The following is a 17,633-nucleotide window of genomic DNA, read 5'->3' as shown; positions in this document are numbered from 1 at the left end:
GGGCGGACAGTCACATCTGTCATCAGTAAGCAGTGCGGAACTCACGAGGAAAGTAATGTTCGCCTTGTTCGAGTTTCCGCCTTTACCGGCTGAGCAGCCGGTTGTTCCGGCAGGTCATTCCTCGGGCGGGAACACCGGTTCCCCGCCGTCGGCGACGGTGATCACGATCGCCTCGACCGGGCAGCCCTCCGCCGCGGCCAGGACCTGCTCGTTCGCGTCCGTCTCGGGGGCCTCGGGGTGGGACTGGCGCGCGGTGTCCAGCCGGAACGCCCCGGGCGCGTGGTGCAGGCACGTCGCCGAGCCGATGCACACGCCCCGGTCGACCTCCACGTGCCACCGGTCGCCCATGCTCAGCCCTCCTCGGGTGCGTAGCCGGCGGGCAGGTGGATCATCTTGTGCTCCAGGTAGGCGCTGTAGCCCTCGGGGCCGAACTCCCGTCCCAGGCCGCTGTTCTTGTAGCCGCCGAAGGGGCCGAGCATGTCGAGGCTGAAGGTGTTCACGTTGTACGTGCCGGTGCGCACCCGCCGGGCGATGTCGACGCCGTGGGCGACGTCGGCGGTCCAGACGCTGCCGCTGAGCCCGTAGTCGGAGTCGTCGGCGATCTTGACGGCCTCGGCCTCGTCGCCGTAGGGCAGCAGGCAGATGACCGGTCCGAAGATCTCCTCGCGGGCCACGCGCATGCCGTTGTGGACGTCGCCGAGGAGGGTGGGCTGCACGTACCAGCCGCGGTCGAGTCCGGCCGTGGTGGGCGCGCCGCCGCCGGTGAGGACCTTGGCGCCCTCCTCCTGGCCGATGCGGATGTAGTCGAGGCTGCGCTGCTGCTGGCGGCGGGCGACGAGCGGGCCGACCTGGGTGGCGGGGTCGAGCGGGTCGCCGACGACCAGGGCGGCGGCGGCCTCGGTGAACGCCTCGGCGAACTCGTCGTAGCGGGAGCGGGGCAGCAGGATGCGGGTCTGGGCGACGCAGGCCTGCCCGTTGTTCATCCAGGCCGCGGGGACGACGCCGGCGACAGTCGACTCCACGTCGGCGTCGGGCAGCACGACGGCCGCCGACTTGCCGCCCAACTCCAGTGTCACGCGCGTCAGCTGGCGGGAGGCGACCTCCATCACCCGCTTGCCCGCCGCGACCGAGCCGGTGAAGGAGACCTTGTCGATGCCCGGGTGCCCGACCAGGTACTCGCTCACCTCGCGGTCGGCGGGGAGGATGGAGAGCACGCCCTCGGGCAGCCCGGCCTCCCGGGCGATCTCCCCGAGGAGGTACGCGTCCAGCGGCGACTCCGGCGAGGGCTTGAGGACGACGGAGCAGCCGGCGAGGAGGGCGGGCGCGAGCTTGGCGGCGGCCACGAACTGCGGCACGTTCCACGGCACGACGGCCGCGACGACCCCCACCGGTTCGCGCCGCACCAGCAGCTTCCCGAGGGCGCCGTCGCGGGTCTCCTCGTACGTGAAGCCGCGCGCGACGGCGATCGCGGAGTCCCAGACCATCATCGCGCCGAGCGCCTGGGCCAGCACCGACCAGGAGTAGGGGGAGCCGTTCTGCTGCGAGATGACCCGCGCGATCTCCTCGTGGCGCACCGCGACGGCGTCCTTGATGCGGGTGACGACGGCGATCCGCTCGTCGAGGTCCGCGCGCGGCCAGGGCCCCTCGTCGAAGGCCCTGCGCGCGGCGGCGACGGCCCGGTCCACGTCGGCGGGCCCGGCGTGCGGCACCCGCCCGAAGACCTCGCCGGTGTGCGGGGAGACGACCTCGATGACGTCCTTGCCGAGGGGATCGGTCAACTCCCCGCCGATGAACAGCTGTCCGTGTTCCACGAGCTCGGTCATGGCGACTTCCGCTTCCGTGAGGCGTGCTGCGTACGGTTTCTGACGGTGTCTCAGAACTGATACCAGTTCTACTTGTGATCCGGAAGGGTGGCGGCGGGCGGCGGGAAGGTCGACCCGGGCGACTACTGAAACAAGTTCTACAAGTTCCATTACAGTGACCGGAGTCCGGCGCGTGCGTGTGGCGCCCTTGGCGGCGGAGAGGCGGCCCCGATGACCGGGACGACAGGGACGACGCAGGTGACCGACCACGGCGGAGGGGTGCACAGCATCCGCGTGCCGATCCCCGACAACCCCCTCGGCCACACCCTCGTCCACCTCCTGGACACCGACGCGGGCCCGGTCCTCATCGACACCGGCTGGGACGACCCCGCCTCCTGGACCGTCCTCACCGCGGGCCTCGCCGCGTGCGGCACGGCGGTCACCGACCTCACCGGCGTCCTCATCACCCACCACCACCCCGACCACCACGGCCTCTCCGCGAAGGTCCGCGAGGCCTCCGGCGCCTGGATCGCGATGCACGAGGCGGACGCCGCGGTGGTCCGCCGCACCCGCGAGAACCCGCCCGCGCGCTGGTACGCGTACATGGCCGCCAAGCTGCACGCCGCCGGCGCCCCCGCGGCGCACGTCGCGCCGCTGCTCGCCGCCGCCGAGGCGGGCCGCCCGCGCCGGCTGCCCGGACTCGACCCGGCCCTGCCCGACCGCGCCATCACCCCCGGCGACCTCCTCGACCTGCCGGGCCGCAGGCTGCGCGCGATCTGGACCCCGGGCCACACCCCGGGCCACGTCTGCCTGCACCTGGAGGAGGCCCACCCGGCGGGCCTGTCCGGCCACGGCCGCCTCTTCTCCGGCGACCACGTGCTGCCCGGCATCACCCCGCACATCGGCCTCTACGAGGACCCGTCGCTCGGCGAGGGCTCCACCGACCCGCTCGGCGACTACCTCGACTCCCTGGAGCGCGTCGGCCGCCTCGCCCCGGCCGAGGTGCTCCCCGCCCACCAGCACCCCTTCACCGACGCCCCCGCCCGCGTCCACGAGCTGCTGGAACACCACGAGTCCCGGCTCACCGGCCTCGTCGCCCTGCTCGCCGCGCCCCTCACCCCCTGGCAGCTCGCCGAGCGCATGGAGTGGAACCGCCCGTGGGCCGACATCCCCTACGGGTCACGGAACATCGCGGTCTCCGAAGCGGAGGCCCACCTGCGCAGGCTGGTGAAGCTGGGCCGGGCGGAGGCCGTGCCGGGCAGCGATCCGGTGACGTATGTGGTGCCGTCCTGACCAGGACCGTTCTTTGCCCCGCCGAGATGGTCCGGGCGGGTCGGCAGGCGTAGGGTCTGGCCTCCAAGGGCTCATCTGAGCTGGGACGACAAGGGGGCGGCCGCCGATGGCGCCGGACGAGGCCGTGGTCGGCTGTACGGGGGAGCTCGTCGTCGGCACACGGGGTGCCGGTGGGCCGGGCGAGGTGCTGGTGCGGGTCAGGGGCGGCACGGAGACGTTCATCGCGTACTCCGACGAGCCCCTGGCGCGGGGCGCGACCGTGCTGGTCGTGGACTCCCTCGGCCACCGGCAGGTCTCCGTCATGGCGTGGGGCGATCCTCTGCTCGGCGACGTGGGCGGCGCCCGCTAAGGAGACATCAGGGATGTTCGGATATCGCGTTCCCGCACCCGACGAGGCGATGCTGATCTCGGGCGGCAGGCGGGGACTTGGGGGAGCGCCGTTCCGTGTCGTCACCGGGCACGGGAAGTTCGTGCTGCCGGTGTTCCGCAAGACCCGCTTCCTCTCCCTCGCGATGAGCGAGGCGGAAGTGGTGGAGAAGTGCGTGACCCGCCAGGGCATCGCCCTGACCGTGCGCGCCGTCATCGCGTTCAAGGTGGGCAACGACCACGAGTCGATCGTCAACGCCGGTCAGCGCTTCCTCTCCGACCAGGACCAGATGTCCGTCCTCACCGGGCGGATCTTCGCCGGTCACCTGCGCTCCATCATCGGTTCGATGACCGTCGAGGAGATCGTCACCGAGCGGCAGAAGCTGGCCACCGAGGTGCTGGACACCTCGAAGGCCGAGATGGCCAAGATCGGCCTGCACGTCGACTCGCTGCAGATCCAGTCCATCGACGACGGCAGCACCGGGTACATCGAGGCGATGTCCCGGCCGCACAAGGCCAACATCCAGCGGGCCGCGCAGATCGCCCAGGCCCAGGCGACGCAGGCGTCCACGGAGGCGGAGCAGGCGGCCGCCCGCAAGCAGGCCGAGTACGCGCGCCAGACCGCGATCGTGCAGGCCGAGTACAGCGCCGAGGTGGACCGGGCGAAGGCCCAGGCCGAGCAGGCCGGTCCGCTGGCGCTGGCCCGCGCGCAGCAGGAGGTGCTCGCGGCCCAGACCGAACTGGCGCTGAAACAGGCCGAGCTGCGCGAGAAGCAGCTCGTCGCCGAGATCGTGAAGCCGGCCCAGGCGGACGCGGAGCGCATCCGGGTGCTCGCGCTGGCCGAGGCCGAGCGGATGAAGATCCAGGCGGAGGCCGCCGCGTCGTACGACCGGGTCGCGCTGGACCGGATGCTCATCGACCAGCTGCCGCAGATCGTGAAGGAGGCGTCCGCCGGTCTTGCCGGGGCGAACGTGAACGTGCTGAACGGGGCGGACGGGCTCGGGGAGATCGCGGCGGGGCTCGTCGGGCAGGGGCTGACGATCCTGGACTCCGTCCGGAAGAACCTGAGTGGGCAGGAGGGGGTGGCTGCGCCGGGGGCGGTCATCGAGCGGTACCTGGGGGCGCCCCGGGGGGATGATGACGGGCCCGTCGATGTGCGGTAGGTCTCGGTTCTGCGGGGTGTGAGGGTGGGCGGGGTGGGTGTGCCGCCCGGGGTGGGGTGCGCCGCCCGGGGTGGGTGGGTGTGCCTTCCTGGCGGGTGCGGGTGCGGGTGCGTCGTGGCTGGGCGCGCCGTTCCCCGCGCCCCTTTCAGGGGCGCTGCGGCTCGTACCTGCGTGCGCGTGCGTCGTGGCTGGGCGCGCCGTTCCCCGCGCCCCTTTCAGGGGCGCTGCGGCTCGTACCTACGTGCGCGTGCGTCGTGGTTGCTCGCGCCGTTCCCCGCGCCGCTGAAAGCGCGCCTGAACGGGGGCGCTGGGGGGCCGGTACAGTAGGGCGGTCGTCATATGCGCGTGCGAGGGGAAGCCGGTGGGAGTCCGGCGCTGATCCCGCAGCCGTGAAAGCCGGAATGCCTCGGACGCGTCGTGATCGGCTCAGGACCGTCGAGGCATACGGAACCGGAGCCGCCCGGTGCCCGCGTGCGCCGTGCCGCCCGGCTCCCCGCAGGGAGAGGCACCCGCCCCACCATGAACATTCGCCGCAGCGCCGCGCTCGTCGCCGCGACCGTCGTGATCGGCGCCGTGAGCGCGCAGGCCGCGTTCGCAGACGGCGCTGCCAGTGCCTCCCCCTCGCCGAAGGCCGTCGTGCCCTCGGGCCTGTACGGGAAGACGGACCCCACCTACGACGGCGTGTGGCGCCAGTCCCTCGCCTTCGTGGCGCAGGACACGGCCGGGGTGCACCCCGCCGCCAAGGCCGTCGACTGGCTCGCCGGGCAGCAGTGCGCGGACGGCGGCTTCGCGGCCTTCCGCGCCGACCCCGGCAAGGCCTGCGACGCCAAGACGCCCGTCGACAGCAACAGCACCGCCGCCGCCGTCCAGGCCCTGGTCGCCGTCGGCGGCCGGGACCAGGCGGTCACCAAGGGCGTCGGCTGGCTGAAGAAGAACCAGAACGACGACGGCGGCTGGGGGTACAACCCGGGCGGCGACAGCGACGCGAACTCCACCTCCGTGGTGCTGGGCGCGCTCGCCGCCGCCGGTCAGCAGGGCGCCGACGTGACGTCGGACTCCGGCAAGTCCGGCGTCGACGCCCTCGCCGCGCTCGCCCTGCCCTGCTCCGACGGCAAGAACGGCGGCGCCCTCGCCTACCAGCCGGACAAGAAGGGCAGGCTCGCGCCCAACGCCGACGCCACCGCGGCCGGTGTCCTCGGTGCGCTCGGCTCCGGCTTCGCGCCCGGCAAGGGCAAGGCCCCGGGCGCGTACACGTGTGAGAGCGGCAAGAGCGCCGACGACCTCGCGCACAACGGCGCCGTCCACCTCCAGAACCAGCTCTCCACCCACCTGTACCTGAAGTCCCAGCTGGCCGGCGCCGAGGACCAGCCCGACTACGGCAACACCGCGGACGCGGTCGCCGCGGTCGCCGCCGCCGAGGGCGTCAAGTACACCAAGGACCCCTACGCCTGGCTGGAGAAGAACGCCAAGGGCTGGGCCGCGCAGTCCGGGCCCGCCGCCTACGCCCAGCTGATCTTCGCCGCCCACGCCACCGGCAACGACCCGCGCGACTTCGGCGGCACCGACCTGGTCGGGGCCCTGAACAAGACGGGTCCGGCGCCCGCCGCGGCGGACTCCGCCGACGACGGCGCGAAGAAGAAGGACGACAAGAGCGACGGCGGCGGCTTCGGCACCTGGTGGATCGTCGGCGTGATGTTCGTCGCCGCGGTCGGCGCGGGCTTCTTGATCAGCGGCCGCAAGAAGCAGCAGCTGTGACCCGCAGGGGAACGGCCGGGCTTGTGCTCGGCCTGCTCGCGGCGGTGCTCGGCCTCACCGCGGCCCCGGCGCAGGCCACCGGGTACCGGTACTGGTCGTTCTGGGAGCGCTCCGGGCAGGCGTGGACGTACGCCTCGATGGGCCCGTCCGGGACCACGCCGGACGACGGCGACGTGCAGGGCTTCCGGTTCTCGGTGAGCGCGGACTCCAAGGACGCCGCGCAGCCGCGCGGTGCCGCGGACTTCGCCGGCATCTGCGCGCACACCCCGGCGCGCGACGGCGACAAGCGCGTCGCCCTCGTCATCGACTTCGGCACGGCGCGCGACGCCCCCGGCACCGAGACGCCGCCGAAGCCGCGCACGGCCTGTGCGCGGGTCGGCCAGGACGCCACGTCGGCCGACGCGCTGGCATCCGTGGCCAAGCCGCTGCGCTACAGCAGCGACGCGCTGCTGTGTGCCATCTCCGGTTACCCGCAGTCGGGCTGCGGCGAGCAGGTGGCCAAGGAGGGCCCGCAGTCCTCCGCCCCGGACGCCACGGACGCCACGGACGCCACGGACGCCACGGACACCGCCGCCCCCGCCGAGCCCGCCCGCTCCGGTCCTTCCGTCGGTCTCGTCGCCGGTGTCGTCGTCGTCGCCGCGCTCGGTGCCGGCGCGATCTGGCAGGCCAAGCGCCGCCGCGGCTGACCCCGATGACCCGCCGTACCCTGCGGGCCCCACGGGCCCACCGCTCCAACGCCGTCCACCCCGGCGCCTGGTGGATCTGGGCGCTCGGCCTGGGCACCGCCGCCTCCCGCACGACCGACCCGCTGTTGCTCGCCCTGCTGATCGGCGTCGCCGGTTACGTGGTGGCGGCGCGGCGCACCGAGGCGCCCTGGGCGCGTTCCTACGGGGCGTTCGTGAAGCTGGGCCTGGCCGTCATCGGCATCCGGCTCGTCTTCGCGACCGTCCTCGGCTCGCCCATCCCCGGGACGCACCTGCTGTTCACGCTGCCCGAGGTGCCGCTGCCGCACTGGGCGCAAGGCGTGCGGATCGGCGGGAAGGTCACCCTGGAGGGGCTCGCCTTCGCGTTCTACGACGGCCTGAAGCTGGCGACGCTGCTGATCTGCGTCGGCGCCGCGAACGCGCTCGCCTCCCCCTCCCGGCTGCTGAAGTCCCTGCCGGGCGCGCTGTACGAGGCGGGGGTCGCGGTGGTCGTCGCGATGACGTTCGCGCCGAACCTGATCGCGGACGTGCGCCGGCTGCGCGCGGCCCGGCGGCTGCGCGGCCGGCCGGACAGCGGGCTGCGCGGACTGCTCCAGGTCGGCCTGCCGGTGCTGGAGGGCGCGCTGGAGCGCTCGGTGTCGCTCGCGGCAGCCATGGACGCGCGCGGCTACGGCCGCACCGCCGAGGTCCCCCCGGCCGTCCGCCGCGCCACGGCGACGCTCACCCTGGCCGGTCTGATCGGGGTCTGCGCGGGCACGTACGGCCTACTCGCCGCGGCCGGCGCGGGCTACGGCCTGCCGGTCCTGCTCGTCGGCCTGGCGTCGGCGCTCGGCGGCCTGTGGCTGGGCGGGCGCCGCTCGGTCCGCACCCGCTACCGCCCCGACGTGTGGGGCGTGCGCGCCTGGCTGATCGCCGGGTCGGGCGCGGTGGCCGCCGCGGTGATGATCTGGGCCGGTGCCCGGGACCCGGCGGCGCTCCAGCCCCAGGTCGTCCCGCTCACCGCCCCGGCGCTGCCGCTGTGGCCGGCGGTGGGCGTCCTGGTCGGCCTGCTCCCGGCGTTCGTCGCCCCCGCCCCGCATCCCACGCCGAAGCAGCCGACGGAGGCCGCACAGTGATCCGTTTCGAGGACGTCTCCGTGACGTACGACGGCGCCGACCGCCCCACCCTGACCGGCATCGACCTCACGGTCCCGGAGGGCGAGCTGATGCTGCTGGCCGGGCCGTCCGGGGTCGGCAAGTCGACGCTGCTCGGGGCGGTCAGCGGGCTCGTGCCGCACTTCACCGGGGGCACGCTCGGCGGCCGGGTCACGGTCGCGGGCCGCGACACCCGCACCCACAAGCCGCGTGAACTGGCCGACGTCGTGGGCACGGTGGGCCAGGACCCGCTCGCGCACTTCGTCACGGACACGGTCGAGGACGAACTCGCGTACGGCATGGAGTCGCTGGGCCTGGCGCCGCCGGTCATGCGGCGGCGCGTCGAGGAGACCCTGGACCTGCTGGGCCTGGCCGCCCTGCGCGAGCGGCCCATCGCGACGCTCTCCGGCGGCCAGCAGCAGCGGGTCGCCATCGGCTCGGTCCTCACCACGCACCCCCGGGTCCTGGTCCTGGACGAGCCGACGTCCGCGCTGGACCCGGCCGCGGCCGAAGAGGTGCTCGCCGTCCTCCAGCGCCTCGTCCACGACCTGGGGACGACCGTCCTGATGGCCGAGCACCGCCTGGAGCGGGTCGTGCAGTACGCGGACCAGGTCGCGCTGCTCGCGGAGCCTGGCGGCCCGCTGCTCGTCGGGGACCCGGCCGCGGTGATGGCCGGCTCCCCCGTCCACCCGCCGGTGGTCGGGCTCGGCCGGCTCGCGGGCTGGGACCCGCTGCCGCTCACGATCCGCGACGCCCGGCGGGCGGCGGGCGCCCTGCGCTCCCGCCTCGACGGGCTGGCCCCGCAACGGCCGGGCGGCGGCTGCGCCCCGCCCGGAAAGACCCGCGCCCCGCTCGCCGCCGTCCGCGGGCTCGGGGTCCGCCGGGGCCGGGTGGAGGCGCTGCGCCAGGTCGACTTCCAGGTGGTGGCGGGCGAGGTCGTGGCGCTGATGGGGCGCAACGGCGCGGGCAAGTCCACGCTGCTGTCCACGCTGGTCGGCATGGTGCGGCCGACGGCCGGCTCGGTCACGGTCTCCGGCGCGGCCCCGCACCGGCTCTCGCCGCGCGACCTGGTCCGCAAGGTGGGGCTCGTCCCGCAGGAGCCCCGGGACCTGCTCTGCGCGGACACGGTGGCGGCGGAGTGCGCGGCGGCGGACAAGGACGCGGCGGCGGCGCCCGGCACCTGCCGGGCGCTCCTGGGCGACCTGCTCCCCGGCATCGCGCCGGACGCCCACCCCCGGGACCTCTCCGAGGGCCAGCGGCTCACCCTCGCGCTGGCGATCGTCCTGACGGCGGCGCCGCCCCTGCTGCTGCTCGACGAGCCGACCCGGGGCCTGGACTACGCGGCCAAGGCCCGGCTGGCCGGCATCCTGCGCGACCTGTCCGCACGCGGGCACGCGATCGTCCTGGCGACCCACGACGTGGAGCTGGCGGCCGAGCTGACCCACCGGGTGGCGATCCTGGCGGACGGCGAGGTCGTGGCGGACGGCCCGACCCCGGAGATCGTGACGTCCTCCCCCTCCTTCGCCCCGCAGGTCGCCAAGGTCCTGGCCCCGCAGCCGTGGCTGACGGTCGGCCAGGTGGAACGGGCCCTGTCATGACGGACGAGTCCCCACGCCCGCGTACGGCACCGGTGGAGACCGGCCGGGCGAACCCCGTCCGGCTCGGCCCGCGCTCGGTCGCGGCCCTGCTCCTGGTGAGCGCCGTCGGCGTGGTCGCGATCGGCTGGCCGCTGATCACCGGCCCCGGCTCCCAGGTGAACGCGCACGCCCAGGACGCGCCCTGGCTCTTCGCGGGTCTGCTGGTCCTGCTGGTCGCGGTGGTCGCCGCGACGATCTCCGAGTCCGGCCTCGGCCCCAAGGCGGTGGCGATGCTGGGGGTCCTGGCCGCCGCCGGGGCCGCGCTGCGCCCGATCGGCGCGGGCACCGCGGGCATCGAGCCGATGTTCTTCCTCATGGTGCTCAGCGGCCGGGTGCTGGGCCCGGGGTTCGGCTTCGTGCTGGGTTCGCTCAGCATGTTCGCCTCCGCCCTGCTCACCGGCGGGGTCGGCCCGTGGATGCCGTTCCAGATGCTCGCGATGGGCTGGTTCACGATGGGCGCGGGCCTGCTCCCGGCGCCGTACCGGCTGCGCGGCCTCGCCGAGCGGGCGATGCTCGCCGCCTACGGCTTCCTCGCCGCGTTCGCGTACGGCACGCTGATGAACCTGGCCGGCTGGCCCTTCATGAACGCCCTCGCGTCCTCGGTCGCGTACCGGCCGGACGCGGCGCTCCACGAGAACCTCGCCCGCTTCCTCGCGTACTGCCTGGCGACGTCGCTCGGCTGGGACCTGGGGCGGGCGGCGCTCACCGTCGTGCTGACGCTGACGGTCGGCGGCGCGGTCCTCAAGGCGCTGCGCCGGGCCACCCGGCGGGCCGCCTTCGCGGCGCGGGCCGCCTTCGACGGCGGCGCGGGGTGAGGCGGTGAAGCGGCCCGGCGCCGCTACAGCCGCTGGATGATCGTGCCCGTGGCGAGCGCGCCGCCCGCGCACATGGTGACGAGGGCGAACTCCTTGTCCCGGCGCTCCAGCTCGTGCAGCGCGGTGGTGATGAGCCGGGCCCCGGTGGCGCCGACCGGGTGGCCGAGGGCGATGGCGCCGCCGTTCACGTTGACCTTCTCCAGGTCCTGCTCGAAGACGCGGGTCCAGCTCAGCACCACCGACGCGAACGCCTCGTTGATCTCGACGAGGTCGATGTCCTTGAGCGTCATGCCGGCCTTGCCGAGCACGGCCCGGGTCGCGTCGACGGGCCCGTCCAGGTGGAAGTGCGGGTCCGAGCCGACCAGTGCCTGCGCCACGATCCGGGCCCGCGGCTTGAGCTTCAGGGCGCGGGCCATCCGCTTGGACGCCCACAGGAGGGCGGCGGCGCCGTCGGATATCTGCGAGGAGTTGCCGGCCGTGTGCACGGCGGTCGGCATGACCGGCTTCAGTCCGGCGAGTCCCTGCGGGGTGGTGTCGCGCAGCCCCTCGTCCCGGTCGACCAGGCGCCACATGCCCTGGCCCGCGGCCTGTTCGTCCTCGGTGGTGGGGACCTGCACGGCGAACGTCTCGCGCTTGAAGCGCTCCTCGGCCCAGGCGACGGCGGCCCGCTCCTGCGAGGCGAGCCCGAGCGCGTCGACGTCCTCGCGGGTCAGGCCGCGGCGCTGCGCGATGCGCTCGGCCGCCTGGAACTGGTTGGGCAGGTCCACGTTCCACTCGTCGGGGAACGGCTTGCCGGGGCCGTGCTTGGACCCCGACCCGAGCGGCACCCGCGACATGGCCTCGACGCCGCAGGAGATCCCGACGTCGATGACGCCCGCCGCGATCATGTTGGCGGTCATGTGGGAGGCCTGCTGCGAGGAGCCGCACTGGCAGTCGACGGTGGTGGCGGCGGTCTCGTAGGGCAGGCCCATCGCGAGCCAGGCCGTGCGCGCGGGGTTCATGGACTGCTCGCCCGCGTGCGTGACCGTCCCGCCGACGATCTGCTCGACGCAGTCGGCGTGGATGCCGGTGCGGCCGAGCAGTTCCCGGTACGTCTCCCCCAGCAGGTACGCGGGATGGAGGTTGGCCAGCGCGCCCCCGCGCTTGCCGATCGGCGTACGTACGGCTTCGACGATGACGGGCTCGGCTGCCATGGCGGTCGTCCTCTCACGCTTCCCGGACCAGCAGGACCACGAACCGGTACGGGCGCCGGGTGCCAAGCGCGAAACTAGAACGCGTACCAGTTCTCCGTGCAGTCTCGATGTGATTACCCCGGGTACGCAAGGGGCGTGCAAGCACCGCGCACACAACCGGCACCGCCGCGCCCCTTGCCACTTCTAGAACGCGTTACTACCTTTCCAGCCAGAACTGACGGCCTGTCAGAACACCCGGGAGTGACCCATGCCGTGCCCCGCACTGCCCGACGGGTTCGACTTCACCGACCCCGATCTGCTGCAAGACCGCGTGCCCTACCCGGAGTTCGCACAGCTGCGGCAGAGCGAGCCGGTCCGCTGGATCGCCCAGGAGCCCGGCATCTCCGGCTTCGACGACGCGGGCTACTGGGCGGTGACCCGGCACGCCGACGTCAAGTACGTCTCCACCCACCCCGAGCTGTTCTCCTCCAACCTCAACACGGCCGTGATCCGCTTCAACTCCTCGATCCAGCGCGACCAGATCGAGGTCCAGAAGATGATCATGCTGAACATGGACCCGCCCGAGCACACCCGGGTCCGCCAGATCGTTCAGCGCGGCTTCACCCCCCGGGCCATCCGCTCCCTGGAGCGGACGCTGCGTGCCCGGGCCCGCGCCATCGTCGCCGCGGCGCTGCGGCAGGCGGGTCCGGACGGCACCTTCGACTTCGTGACGAACGTGGCGGTCGAACTGCCGCTTCAAGCCATCGCCGAGCTGATCGGGATCGCCCAGGAGGACCGCTCACGGGTCTTCGACTGGTCCAACAAAATGGTGGCGTACGACGATCCGGAGTACGCGATCACCGAGGAGATCGGCGCCGAGGCGGCGATGGAGATCGTCGGGTACGCGATGAACCTCGCGGCCGAGCGCAAGCAGTGCCCGGCCAAGGACATCGTCAGTCAGCTGGTGGCGGCCGAGGACGAGGGCAACCTCTCCTCCGACGAGTTCGGCTTCTTCGTGATCCTGCTCGCGGTCGCGGGGAACGAGACGACCCGCAACGCGATCACGCACGGCATGCACGCGTTCTTGACCCACCCCGGCCAGTGGGAGCTCTACAAGCGCGAGCGCCCCTCCACCACCGCGGAGGAGATCGTGCGCTGGGCGACGCCCGTCGTCTCCTTCCAGCGCACCGCCACCCAGGACACCGAGCTGGGCGGCCAGAAGATCGGGGCGGGCGACCGCGTCGGCATCTTCTACTCCTCGGCCAACCACGACCCGGAGGTCTTCACCGACCCCGACGCCTTCGACATCACCCGCGACCCCAACCCGCACCTCGGCTTCGGCGGCGGCGGACCGCACTTCTGCCTCGGCAAGTCCCTCGCCGTCCTGGAGATCGACCTGATCTTCGACGCCCTCGCCGACGCGCTGCCGGACCTGAGCCTGGCGGGCGACCCGCGCCGGCTGCGCGCGGCCTGGCTCAACGGCGTCAAGGAGCTCATGGTCCGCGTCGGCCGCTGAGCCGCCCTGATCCGCACCGCTCCCGCCACCGAGTGAACATTTCCGTCCCCGAGCGCGTCTACGTCCGTGGAACCTGCCCGCACCCATGACGCGCGAAGGAACGGACCCTGCCCGTGGCCACGGCCGACCTGTCCCTGGAGCGCCGCCCCGCACGCCGGCGCCCCGCCCTCGCCGCGCACCACCGCGTGGCGCTCCTGGCCACCGCGCCCACGCTGCCGCTCTACGCGGTGTGGGCGCTGTTCCTGGCGACCGGCGGCGGTGACCTCGCCGCCCAGCAGGCCTGGGCCCGGTTCGCCGCCGACCACGGGGCGTCGGCGTACAACCTGTTCTGGTACGGCGGCATGCACACCGCCAACTACTCGCTGATCTCGCCGTACCTGATGGCCGGGCTCGGGGTGCGCCCGGTGACGGTGGCCTCCGGCCTCGCGGCGGCCTGGCTCGGCTCCGTCCTCGTCGCGCGCACCGGCATCGGCCGCCCGCTCGCCCCGGCCGTGCTGCTCTCCCTGGCGCTGTGGTGCAATGTGGCGTCGGGGCGCACCACGTTCGCGCTCGGCGTCGCCCTGGGGCTCGGCGCCTGCGTGGCCGTGCAGGGGCGGCGCAGGCTCGTGGCGGCCGCGGTCTGCGCGGCGCTGGCCACGACGGCCTCCCCGGTGGCGGGGCTCTTCCTCGCCGTGGCGGGGGCCGGGTACCTGGGCGCCCGGGACCGGGCGCGGGCGGCGGTCCTGCTGGTGCCGCCGGCCGTGGTGGTGGGCGCGACGACCCTGCTGTTCCCGTTCACCGGCGAGCAGTTGATGCCGCCGGCGCGGGTCTGGCCGCCGGTGCTGTGCGCGCTCGTGCTGGTGGCGGCAGGCCCGCGGAGCTGGCGGGTGGCGCGCTGGGCGGCGGTGGCCTACGCGGCCGGCACCGTCCTCACCTACCTCGTCGCCTCTCCCGTCGGGACGAACGTGGAGCGCCTGGCCGAACTGGCGGCGCCCGCAGCGCTGCTGGCGGCGGCCCGCGCGCCGGGCCTGCGCCGGGCCGAGGTGGCGGTCCTCGTGGTCGCGCTGGTGCTCTCCTCGGCGTGGGTGGTGCGCAAGACGGCGGACGACCTGGAGGTGTCGACACGCGTGCCGTCATGGGCGGCGCAGACGCACGGCGTCGTGCGCGAGCTGCGCCGGCTCGGCGCGGACCGCACCCGCGTCGAGGTGATTCCGGCCCGCAACCACCGGGAGGCGACCCGGCTCGCCCCGTACGTGAACATGGCGCGCGGCTGGAACCGGCAGCTCGACATCGAGCGCGGCCGACTCTTCTACGACGGCACGTTCTCGGCGGCTTCCTACCGGGCCTGGCTCGACCGGTGGGCGGTCGGCCTGGTCGTGCTGCCCGAGGGCACGCCGGACGGGTTCGCCGAGCAGGAGGCCGCGCTGGTACGCGCCGGAACCCCCTACCTGGAGCCGGTCTGGCGCGATCCGCACTGGCGGGTCTTCCGGGTGCGCGACGCGGTGCCGCTGGTCTCCGCGCCCGCCTCGGTCGTCGGCTCGGACGGCGCCCACGTCACGGTCCGCTTCCGGCGGCCGGGGACGGCGGTGCTGCGGGTCGCCTACTCGCCCTGGCTGCGGTCCCCGGGCGGCTGCCTGGAGATCCGCGGACAGGGCGAGTTCACGCGGCTGACGGCGGCCGCCGCCGGGACCTACCGGATCGGCTCCGGCTGGGAGCCGGTAGGCAGACCGTCCCCGGGCCCCTCAGGCGGCGGGTGTCGCACACGGTGACGGCGTGTCCGACGGGTCCGGGGACGGCGTGCCGGCCGGGCTCGGCGAGTCCGTCGGGGACGCGCTGTCGCTGGGGCACGGGGACGGAGAACCCGGGTCCGTGGGCTCCTCGGTGGTGGGCTCGTCCGTGGTCGGCGGATCGGTCGGGGGCGTCGTGGGCGGGTCGGTCGGCGACCCGCTCGGCGGGGCGCTGGTGTCGGAGGGGCCCGGGGTCGGGCTGGGGCTCGGCTTGCCCGGCGGCTTCGGGGTGGTGGACGGGCGCGGGCTCTGCGTCGGGGCCGGGCCGATGACGATGCCGCCCCCGCCGTGCTCGCCGCCCCCGCCGCCGGGGTGGCGGACCGGTTCGGTCGCCGGGGTCCTCGACCCCGCGCCCGGGGTGTGCGGGACCACGCCGCGGCCGTCCGGCACGGTGTGCACGCCCTCCTGGTAGAACTCCAGCCAGTACAGGACGAGGTGGAGGTAGTCCTGCGAGTAGTTGTAGCTGAGGACGGCCCGGTCGCGGCCGGCCGCGGTGCTCACGTCCCGGTCGCCCGCGCACAGGTAGCGTCCGGCGCCGAGCGCCGCGTCGAAGATGTTGTTGGGGTCCGAGCGGCCGTCGCCGTTGCCGTCGGCGCCCCAGCGGCGCCAGGTCCCCGGCAGGAACTGCATCGGCCCGACGGCCCGGTCGTAGACGGTGTCGCCGTCCCAGGCGCCGCCCTCGGTGTCCCGGATCAGCGCGAAGCCGTCGCCGTTCAGGGCGGGGCCGGTGATCCGGTGCCGGGTGGTGCCTGCCGCGTCGACGTCACCGCCGCGGGCCTGCCCCGACTCGACCTTGCCGATCGCCGCGAGGAGCTGCCACGGCAGGCGGCAGCCCGGATCGGTGCGGGCGATCGAGGTCTCGGCGCGGCGGTAGGCGGCGAGGACCGTGGCGGGGATGCCGGACTGGTCGCGCAACTGCCGCACCGGGTACGTCATGTTCGGGACCTGCGGGCTGTCCAGGGGCGGCAGTTCCGTGTGGTACGAGTCATCGCCCTGGGAGGCGACGGGCGGCAGCTGCCCGGCCGGCGCGGCGGCGGCGGACGGATCGCCGCCGCCGTCGCGGACCGGGCGGCTCGCCAGCTCCGCGACGACGTCGGGTGCCTGGGACGCGGTCAGCAGCGCGGTCGCGGCGACCGCCACGGCGGTGCCGCACAGGCGGCGGCGCAGTCGGGTACGCGGGGTTCGCATGGGGCCCTCTCTGTCCGTTCGGTCCGGGGGGGGTGGGGCGCGGGCGCCGGCTCAGCCGCCGAAGGTGTCCAGGGCGGAGACCAGCCAGCGGCCGTCCTCGTGGACGAGGTCGACGGCGAGCATCGCGCCCGCGTAATTGGCGGCGTCCTTCGCCTTCGCCGCGGTACTGGTGCTGCTCTGGTCGGCGTAGACGAGGACACGGGCGCGGTCCCCGTCGATGCGCTCCACCGCGCTGTCGGTGACGGTCGTGGTCACCACGGTCTTCTGCTGTTGCGCCTGCGCCAGTACCGGGGCGAGGAGCGCGCGGTGCTGGGCGACGGCCTTGCCGGTGAGGTAGGTGGCGGCGGCCTTCCGCTCGGCGGCGGGGTCCGCGTGGTCGTAGGAGAACAGCGCGTTGACGGCTTTGCCCGCGGCGCCCTTGACCTCGCTGGTGCGGGCGGCGTCGGTGAGCGCGGTGTTGGCGGTGGCCGCGTCGTCCTTCAGCGCGCGCGTCTGTGCGTACGCCCATCCGGTGAAGGCGCCCAGGAGCAGGGTGAGGAGGCAGAGCACGGCGAGCGGGCGGCGGCCGGCCCGCCGGGTCCGCTCCTGCGGGGCGGGGGTCTCCTCGGTCGCACGGGTGCGCGGCCGACGGCTCGGGGTCGCCTCGGCCGGGGTCGCGGGCGCCGGGGCCGCCGGGGCCGTGGCCCGGGCGGTGGTCCCGCCGGCCGTGGCGGCGGGACGCTGGGCCAGTCGGCGGCGGCGGTTGACGGTGTGCCGGGTGGTGGTCGGCATCCTCGGTCCTTTCCGGTCAGTCGGTGGTCGCGGTGGAGCCGACCTGTGCCTGGCCGAGGGCGCTGAGCTTCCAGTGGCCGTCGGTGCGGGTCAGTTCGCCGAGCATGCGGCTGTCCTTGTCGGTGGCCTTCTGTCCCGAGGCCCGTACGGTGACGCGCAGGGCGACCATGACGCGGGCGCGGCCCGCCCGTTCGTCGAGTTCCGTGACGGCGCCGGAGAGGACCTTGGCGGTGCTGACGGTCTTGGCGCTCTGCACCTGCTTGGTGAACGCGGCGCGGCCCTTGACGAGTTGGCTGTGCAGGTCGCCGGTGGTCGAGCTCTCCCACAGGTCGAGCCCGCCGTCGAGGGAGCGGTGGTCGAGGGTGCTGAGGTTCTGCACCGCCTGCTCCCCCGCCTCCAGGGCGTCGTCGCGGGCGGCGGCGTACCCGGCGGAGTCGTCGTGCGCCGCCGCGTACCAGGACCAGCCGGCCCAGGCGGCGACGCCGCCGGCGAGGAGGGTGAGTGCCAGTGCGGCGGCGAGCAGCGGCTGCGTGAACCGGTACATGCGCGCCC

General features: G+C 74.3%; 16 protein-coding genes and 1 riboswitch. Of the genes, 10 read left to right on the top strand and 6 right to left on the bottom strand.

Annotation, left to right across the window (positions count from 1 at the left end; translation table 11 throughout):
- Nucleotides 1-114: 114 nt before the first annotated feature.
- Together ACIBW6_RS14840 and ACIBW6_RS14835 are read right to left on the bottom strand one after the other, a co-directional pair.
- Nucleotides 115-348: a ferredoxin gene (locus ACIBW6_RS14840; RefSeq protein ID WP_399059675.1), complete on the bottom strand. Its 234-nt coding sequence runs from the start codon at nt 346-348 to the stop codon at nt 115-117.
- A 2-nt stretch (nt 349-350) separates the two neighbouring features.
- Complete coding sequence (locus ACIBW6_RS14835; protein WP_399059674.1) at nt 351-1,823, bottom strand: aldehyde dehydrogenase; 1,473 nt, start codon at nt 1,821-1,823, stop codon at nt 351-353.
- Between the two features lie 210 nt (nt 1,824-2,033).
- Here ACIBW6_RS14835 and ACIBW6_RS14830 point away from each other — a divergent pair, with 210 nt between their 5' ends.
- From ACIBW6_RS14830 to ACIBW6_RS14795, 8 genes are all read left to right on the top strand, one after another.
- Entirely contained in the window at nt 2,034-3,095 is a 1,062-nt protein-coding gene (locus ACIBW6_RS14830) for an MBL fold metallo-hydrolase (RefSeq protein WP_399059673.1), read from the top strand.
- 106 nt (nt 3,096-3,201) lie between these two features.
- Nucleotides 3,202-3,444 (top strand): hypothetical protein, encoded by a 243-nt coding sequence (locus tag ACIBW6_RS14825; RefSeq protein ID WP_399059672.1) that lies wholly within the window; start codon nt 3,202-3,204, stop codon nt 3,442-3,444.
- A gap of 13 nt (nt 3,445-3,457) precedes the next feature.
- The gene (locus tag ACIBW6_RS14820; RefSeq protein ID WP_399059670.1) at nt 3,458-4,624 is read left to right on the top strand and encodes a flotillin family protein; all 1,167 of its coding nucleotides are present in this window, start codon (nt 3,458-3,460) and stop codon (nt 4,622-4,624) included.
- Between the two features lie 352 nt (nt 4,625-4,976).
- Nucleotides 4,977-5,030, top strand: a riboswitch (cobalamin riboswitch).
- Between the two features lie 113 nt (nt 5,031-5,143).
- On the top strand, nt 5,144-6,379 hold the full coding sequence (locus ACIBW6_RS14815; RefSeq protein WP_399059669.1) for a prenyltransferase/squalene oxidase repeat-containing protein: 1,236 nt from the start codon (nt 5,144-5,146) through the stop codon (nt 6,377-6,379).
- Nucleotides 6,376-7,065 carry an SCO2322 family protein gene (locus ACIBW6_RS14810; protein WP_399059668.1) on the top strand — a complete coding sequence of 230 codons (690 nt, stop codon included), beginning with the start codon at nt 6,376-6,378 and terminating at the stop codon, nt 7,063-7,065. The genes ACIBW6_RS14815 and ACIBW6_RS14810 overlap by 4 nt, the downstream gene beginning before the upstream one ends.
- Before the next feature lie 5 nt (nt 7,066-7,070).
- The gene (locus ACIBW6_RS14805; protein ID WP_399059667.1) at nt 7,071-8,198 is read left to right on the top strand and encodes an energy-coupling factor transporter transmembrane component T; all 1,128 of its coding nucleotides are present in this window, start codon (nt 7,071-7,073) and stop codon (nt 8,196-8,198) included.
- Nucleotides 8,195-9,814 carry an ABC transporter ATP-binding protein gene (locus ACIBW6_RS14800; protein ID WP_399059666.1) on the top strand — a complete coding sequence of 540 codons (1,620 nt, stop codon included), beginning with the start codon at nt 8,195-8,197 and terminating at the stop codon, nt 9,812-9,814. Before ACIBW6_RS14805 ends, ACIBW6_RS14800 begins: the two co-directional genes overlap by 4 nt.
- Entirely contained in the window at nt 9,811-10,668 is an 858-nt protein-coding gene (locus ACIBW6_RS14795) for an ECF transporter S component (RefSeq protein WP_399059665.1), read from the top strand. The genes ACIBW6_RS14800 and ACIBW6_RS14795 overlap by 4 nt, the downstream gene beginning before the upstream one ends.
- A gap of 23 nt (nt 10,669-10,691) precedes the next feature.
- On the opposite strand, the gene ACIBW6_RS14790 is transcribed toward ACIBW6_RS14795, so the two are convergent.
- The gene (locus tag ACIBW6_RS14790; RefSeq protein ID WP_399059664.1) at nt 10,692-11,861 is read right to left on the bottom strand and encodes a steroid 3-ketoacyl-CoA thiolase; all 1,170 of its coding nucleotides are present in this window, start codon (nt 11,859-11,861) and stop codon (nt 10,692-10,694) included.
- A 247-nt stretch (nt 11,862-12,108) separates the two neighbouring features.
- Here ACIBW6_RS14790 and ACIBW6_RS14785 point away from each other — a divergent pair, with 247 nt between their 5' ends.
- Nucleotides 12,109-13,356 carry a cytochrome P450 gene (locus ACIBW6_RS14785; protein WP_399059663.1) on the top strand — a complete coding sequence of 416 codons (1,248 nt, stop codon included), beginning with the start codon at nt 12,109-12,111 and terminating at the stop codon, nt 13,354-13,356.
- Nucleotides 13,357-13,469: 113 nt separating this feature from the next.
- Nucleotides 13,470-15,104 carry a hypothetical protein gene (locus ACIBW6_RS14780; protein ID WP_399059662.1) on the top strand — a complete coding sequence of 545 codons (1,635 nt, stop codon included), beginning with the start codon at nt 13,470-13,472 and terminating at the stop codon, nt 15,102-15,104.
- Here the strand turns inward: ACIBW6_RS14780 and ACIBW6_RS14775 are convergent.
- The 3 genes from ACIBW6_RS14775 to ACIBW6_RS14765 are packed head-to-tail and all read right to left on the bottom strand — an operon-like array spanning nt 15,078 to nt 17,625.
- Nucleotides 15,078-16,310 (bottom strand): lytic transglycosylase domain-containing protein, encoded by a 1,233-nt coding sequence (locus ACIBW6_RS14775; RefSeq protein ID WP_399059661.1) that lies wholly within the window; start codon nt 16,308-16,310, stop codon nt 15,078-15,080. The genes ACIBW6_RS14780 and ACIBW6_RS14775 overlap by 27 nt on opposite strands.
- A 51-nt stretch (nt 16,311-16,361) precedes the next feature.
- Nucleotides 16,362-17,081: a hypothetical protein gene (locus ACIBW6_RS14770; RefSeq protein WP_399059660.1), complete on the bottom strand. Its 720-nt coding sequence runs from the start codon at nt 17,079-17,081 to the stop codon at nt 16,362-16,364.
- 16 nt (nt 17,082-17,097) lie between these two features.
- Complete coding sequence (locus ACIBW6_RS14765) at nt 17,098-17,625, bottom strand: nuclear transport factor 2 family protein (protein ID WP_399059659.1); 528 nt, start codon at nt 17,623-17,625, stop codon at nt 17,098-17,100.
- Nucleotides 17,626-17,633 lie beyond the last annotated feature (8 nt).

It is taken from the genome of Streptomyces sp. NPDC049813, assembly GCF_044465085.1.
Lineage (GTDB): Bacteria > Actinomycetota > Actinomycetes > Streptomycetales > Streptomycetaceae > Streptomyces.
This window is presented reverse-complemented; position numbering and strand designations above follow the sequence as displayed.

Bases quoted from the DNA above. Each gene is read 5' to 3' on its own strand.
- ACIBW6_RS14805 (WP_399059667.1), top strand. From the start codon at position 7,071: ATGACCCGCCGTACCCTGCGGGCCCCACGGGCCCACCGCTCCAACGCC.
- ACIBW6_RS14795 (WP_399059665.1), top strand. From the start codon at position 9,811: ATGACGGACGAGTCCCCACGCCCGCGTACGGCACCGGTGGAGACCGGC.
- ACIBW6_RS14815 (WP_399059669.1), top strand. From the start codon at position 5,144: ATGAACATTCGCCGCAGCGCCGCGCTCGTCGCCGCGACCGTCGTGATC.
- ACIBW6_RS14770 (WP_399059660.1), bottom strand. From the start codon at position 17,081: ATGCCGACCACCACCCGGCACACCGTCAACCGCCGCCGCCGACTGGCC.
- ACIBW6_RS14790 (WP_399059664.1), bottom strand. From the start codon at position 11,861: ATGGCAGCCGAGCCCGTCATCGTCGAAGCCGTACGTACGCCGATCGGC.
- ACIBW6_RS14785 (WP_399059663.1), top strand. From the start codon at position 12,109: ATGCCGTGCCCCGCACTGCCCGACGGGTTCGACTTCACCGACCCCGAT.
- ACIBW6_RS14765 (WP_399059659.1), bottom strand. From the start codon at position 17,625: ATGTACCGGTTCACGCAGCCGCTGCTCGCCGCCGCACTGGCACTCACC.
- ACIBW6_RS14835 (WP_399059674.1), bottom strand. From the start codon at position 1,823: ATGACCGAGCTCGTGGAACACGGACAGCTGTTCATCGGCGGGGAGTTG.
- ACIBW6_RS14825 (WP_399059672.1), top strand. From the start codon at position 3,202: ATGGCGCCGGACGAGGCCGTGGTCGGCTGTACGGGGGAGCTCGTCGTC.
- ACIBW6_RS14775 (WP_399059661.1), bottom strand. From the start codon at position 16,310: ATGCGAACCCCGCGTACCCGACTGCGCCGCCGCCTGTGCGGCACCGCC.
- ACIBW6_RS14840 (WP_399059675.1), bottom strand. From the start codon at position 348: ATGGGCGACCGGTGGCACGTGGAGGTCGACCGGGGCGTGTGCATCGGC.
- ACIBW6_RS14830 (WP_399059673.1), top strand. From the start codon at position 2,034: ATGACCGGGACGACAGGGACGACGCAGGTGACCGACCACGGCGGAGGG.
- ACIBW6_RS14820 (WP_399059670.1), top strand. From the start codon at position 3,458: ATGTTCGGATATCGCGTTCCCGCACCCGACGAGGCGATGCTGATCTCG.